The organism is Pseudomonas sp. P5_B2 (assembly GCF_056400445.1).
Genome location: NZ_JBFULH010000321.1, coordinates 1 through 4,725, shown reverse-complemented (window position 1 = coordinate 4,725; position 4,725 = coordinate 1). Strand labels below are relative to the sequence as shown.

The window sequence follows — 4,725 nt, the reverse complement described above, 5'->3', positions numbered from 1 at the left end:
GCGCGGTGGCGGCAGATGCTTCGGCACTGTACGCACGTAACCTGCTGGACTTCCTGAAGCTGGTCTTCAACAAAGAAGGCCAGTTCGAAGTGAACCTAGAAGACGACATCGTCGCCGCGTGCCTGATGTGCCGCGACGGCCAAGTCATCCGCAAAAACGCCTAAGCAGGGATTCAGACGATGGAAGAGCTTATCTCCCCCGGTATCTACAACCTGATCATCTTCGTGCTGGCGATTTATGTCGGTTATCACGTGGTCTGGAACGTTACACCTGCACTGCACACGCCATTGATGGCCGTGACCAACGCCATCTCGGCCATCGTCATCGTCGGCGCCATGCTGGCTGCGGCACTGACCGTAACGCCACTGGGCAAAACCATGGGCACCCTGGCGGTGGCTCTGGCAGCGGTTAACGTGTTTGGTGGCTTCCTGGTCACCCGCAGGATGCTTGAGATGTTCAAGAAAAAAGCCCCGAAAGTCGTAAAAGAAGAGGCGCCGAAGTAATGAGCATGAACCTTGTCACGACGCTCTACTTGATCGCGTCGATCTGCTTTATCCAGGCCCTGAAAGGCCTGTCGCACCCAACCACGTCCCGTCGCGGCAACTTATACGGCATGCTCGGCATGGCGTTGGCGATCCTCACCACTGTAGGCCTCATCTATAAGCTGGGTGCTGAGCTGGCCACCGCCGGCATCGGTTACGTTATCGTGGGTCTGTTGGTCGGCGGCACTGCCGGTTCGATCATGGCCAAGCGCGTTGAAATGACCAAGATGCCGGAGCTGGTCGCCTTCATGCACAGCATGATCGGTATGGCTGCCGTGTTCATCGCCATTGCGGCGGTGGTCGAGCCGCAATCGCTGGGCATCGTTAAAAACCTGGGCGATGCGATTCCGGCGGGCAACCGTCTGGAGCTGTTCCTCGGTGCCGCCATCGGTGCAATCACCTTCTCCGGTTCGGTGATCGCCTTCGGCAAGCTGTCGGGCAAGTACAAGTTCCGCCTGTTTCAGGGTGCACCGGTGCAGTTTAGCGGCCAGCACAAGTTGAACCTGCTGCTGGGTGTTGCAACCCTGGCGCTGGGCATCACCTTCATGCTGACCGGTAACCTCAGCGCCTTCGCCTTGATGCTGGCACTGGCCTTCGTGATGGGCGTGCTGATCATCATCCCGATTGGCGGTGCAGACATGCCGGTAGTCGTGTCGATGCTCAACAGCTACTCCGGCTGGGCGGCGGCCGGTATCGGTTTCTCGCTGAACAACTCGATGCTGATCATCGCCGGTTCGCTGGTGGGCTCAAGCGGTGCGATCCTCTCGTACATCATGTGCAAGGCGATGAACCGCTCGTTCTTTAATGTGCTGCTCGGCGGTTTCGGCAACACTGCCGATGCAGGTCCAGCCGGCGCCCAGGAAGCCCGCCCGGTCAAATCCGGTTCGGCTGATGACGCGACGTTCCTGCTGACCAACGCAGACACCGTGATCATCGTTCCGGGCTACGGCCTGGCAGTTGCAAGGGCGCAGCATGCGCTGAAAGAACTGACCGAGAAGCTGACCCATCGCGGCGTGACCGTGAAGTACGCAATCCACCCGGTTGCCGGTCGGATGCCTGGCCACATGAACGTCTTGCTCGCCGAGGCCGAAGTACCTTACGACCAGGTGTTCGAGATGGAGGATATCAACTCCGAGTTCGGCCAGGCCGACGTGGTACTGGTGTTGGGCGCCAACGACGTGGTCAACCCGGCCGCGAAGAACGATCCGAAATCGCCGATTGCCGGCATGCCGATTCTGGAAGCGTTCAAGGCCAAGACCATCATCGTCAACAAACGCTCGATGGCCAGCGGCTATGCCGGTCTGGACAACGAGCTGTTCTACCTGGACAAGACCATGATGGTGTTCGGCGACGCCAAGAAGGTCATCGAAGACATGGTTAAAGCCGTCGAGTAATCCTCAGCGGCACACAGAACGCCCCGACTCGTCGGGGCGTTTTTGTTTGCGCAAATCGTTAGACAAACTACGCTTTTATTACCGATCCGGTAATGGTGTTTTGCTCTAAAGGCCCGGAATAGACACCTCATTTGCGACCTTGGTAGCGGGACAGGAGTCGGTGCAATTCACTAGACTGCACGTCCTGCTACCCGTTGCCCGAGATAACATCCCATGTACCGTGACCGTATTCGCCTGCCTTCCTTGTTGGATAAAGTGATGAGCGCCGCCGACGCCGCCGCTCTGATTGAGGACGGCATGACCGTCGGCATGAGTGGCTTCACCCGCGCCGGCGAGGCTAAAGCCGTGCCCCAGGCACTGGCCGAGCGCGCGAAGGTCTCGCCGCTCAAAATCACCCTGATGACCGGCGCCAGCCTGGGCAACGATCTCGACAAACAACTCACCGAAGCCGGCGTACTGTCACGACGCATGCCATTCCAAGTGGACAGCACCCTGCGCAAGGCTATTAATGCGGGCGAGGTGATGTTCATCGACCAGCACCTCTCGGAAACTGTAGAGCAACTGCGCAACCAGCAACTCAAGTTACCGGACCTCGCGGTAATTGAAGCGGTAGCAATTACTGAGCACGGCCATATTGTGCCAACCACGTCAGTTGGCAACTCGGCCAGCTTCGCGATTTTCGCCAAACACGTGATCGTCGAGATCAACATGGCGCACAACCCGAATCTCGAAGGCCTGCACGACATCTATATCCCGACGTACCGTCCAACCCGTACGCCAATTCCGCTGGTAAAGGTTGATGACCGTATTGGCAGCACTGCCATTCCGATCCCGCCTGAGAAGATCGTTGCGATCGTGATCACCAATCAGCCGGACTCACCGTCCACCGTATTGCCACCGGACGTCGAAACCCAGGCGATTGCCGATCACCTGATCAACTTCTTCAAGCAGGAAGTGGCGGCCGGGCGCATGACCAATAAGCTCGGCCCACTGCAGGCCGGTATCGGTAACATTGCCAACTCAGTGATGTGCGGCCTGCTCGATTCGCCCTTCGAAGACCTGACCATGTACTCCGAAGTGCTGCAGGATTCGACATTCGACCTGATCGACTCCGGCAAACTGAGTTTTGCGTCGGGCAGTTCGATCACGCTGTCGAGCCGTCGCAATTCCGACGTGTTTGGTAACCTCGAGCGCTACAAGGACAAATTGGTCCTGCGCCCACAGGAAATCTCCAACCATCCCGAAGTGGTGCGTCGTCTTGGCATTATCGGCATCAACACGGCGCTGGAGTTCGACCTCTATGGCAACGTCAACTCCACCCACGTCTGCGGCACGCGGATGATGAACGGCATTGGCGGCTCGGGCGACTTTGCGCGCAATGCGCATTTATCCGTCTTCGTCACCAAATCAATCGCCAAGGGCGGCGCGATCTCCAGCGTCGTGCCCATGGTTAGTCACGTTGATCACACAGAGCATGACGTCGATATCCTCGTCACCGAGATCGGCCTGGCGGATTTGCGCGGGCTGGCCCCCCGGGAACGAGCCCGGGTCGTAATCGACAACTGTGTGCACCCGGACTATCGCCAGGCCCTGGACGACTACTTCACCGCTGCTTGTGCGATTGGCGGGCACACGCCGCATATCCTGCGTGATGCACTGAGCTGGCACATAAATCTGGAAGAAACGGGGCGCATGCTCAAAATGTAATTGGTACAGATGGCGGCTGACGCAAACACAGTTTCGTCAGCCTGCTGTTCTCAGGCAAAAATCTGATTAAAACTGTACTGCTGTACTGGTCATTTCCTACCGACCCAACCTACATTTTCCACTCAAGCAACCAAAAACGCACCACCAAGGTGCAGATAGGTACAGTTGCCTCAATTTTGACCAGTACACCCCCTATTAACAGTTAACTGGTCCCTCACAATACAGGTGAACTGTATCTACAGAGACTAGGCAAACAAGAGGATCATGGGCACCAGTTAAACCACTACCTAATCCCGCCACAAGCGGAAGGATGTCAATCATGGAACGTACACTCAGTTCCGACCTGTTCTTCGAAGACACTGCTGCAAAAACCCAGGCTTCCATGCCTCTGCGCGTTATCGCCAACCTGATGCTGTGGCAGCGCCGCATCTCCAGCCGCCATCAACTGGCTCGCTTGGATTCGCGTCTGCTGGCTGACGCAGGGATTAGCGAAGCACAGCGTTACGAAGAGCTGAGCAAGCCGTTCTGGCGCTAAGTTAGCGTCGCTGGCCCTGACCTATTGGGTCCACTGCCAGCAATCCAGATTGAAAAACAGAGCCCGTCGTGGGAAACCACGACGGGCTTTGTCGTTTTCCTGCTTTTCGCCTGAAAACAACCGTGCCCACGGACTACAGGTACAGTTTTCCAGTAATAATATTAATATAAGTACAGTTTTTAAAAGTGTGCCTGCTTTACAATGAATGACTGAGAAGATCACTCTGAACAGAACCGGACTGTGCGAAAGAATAAAAGCAGGCCTAATATCAAACCAGAACGTGGCGAACGTTGTAGGACAGCCGTCTGATCCGACAGTTACCTCGCCACCTCTCAATCGTTATCTAAAGGAGTTACCCATGTCCCGACTTCGCCTGCTCAGTGTTGCAGCCCTGCTTGCCGTGGCTGCCAATTCCCACGCCACCAGTTTTATCGTGACCACCGATGCCGTCGTCAAAGCATTCAAAGCCACGTCGGATGCTACTTCCAACATCACTTCTTCGTTCAAGGACGACAAGATTGTCCTGGCTGCCCGTGATGATGCCGCT

At 56.6% G+C, this 4,725-nt stretch carries 5 protein-coding genes and 1 pseudogene; all 6 read left to right on the top strand.

Going from position 1 to position 4,725, the window contains the following annotated elements:
* Window positions 1-164: pseudogene (locus AC1DRJ_RS19440) on the top strand (NAD(P)(+) transhydrogenase (Re/Si-specific) subunit alpha); the annotation flags it as partial.
* 15 nt (window positions 165-179) lie between these two features.
* Window positions 180-503, top strand: coding sequence for an NAD(P) transhydrogenase subunit alpha part 2 (locus tag AC1DRJ_RS19435; protein WP_007947884.1), 324 nt, complete (start codon window positions 180-182; stop codon window positions 501-503).
* A complete protein-coding gene (locus tag AC1DRJ_RS19430; protein ID WP_477803576.1) occupies window positions 503-1,936 on the top strand; it encodes an NAD(P)(+) transhydrogenase (Re/Si-specific) subunit beta in 1,434 nt (477 codons plus the stop codon). Before AC1DRJ_RS19435 ends, AC1DRJ_RS19430 begins: the two co-directional genes overlap by 1 nt.
* A 213-nt stretch (window positions 1,937-2,149) precedes the next feature.
* Window positions 2,150-3,643, top strand: a complete 1,494-nt coding sequence (locus tag AC1DRJ_RS19425) for an acetyl-CoA hydrolase/transferase family protein (protein ID WP_477803575.1) — start codon at window positions 2,150-2,152, stop codon at window positions 3,641-3,643.
* Window positions 3,644-3,962: 319 nt separating this feature from the next.
* On the top strand, window positions 3,963-4,178 hold the full coding sequence (locus AC1DRJ_RS19420; RefSeq protein ID WP_007947887.1) for a DUF1127 domain-containing protein: 216 nt from the start codon (window positions 3,963-3,965) through the stop codon (window positions 4,176-4,178).
* Window positions 4,179-4,536: 358 nt separating this feature from the next.
* A partial coding sequence (locus tag AC1DRJ_RS19415) for a DUF2388 domain-containing protein (protein WP_477803574.1) occupies window positions 4,537-4,725 on the top strand: 189 nt, incomplete at its 3' end.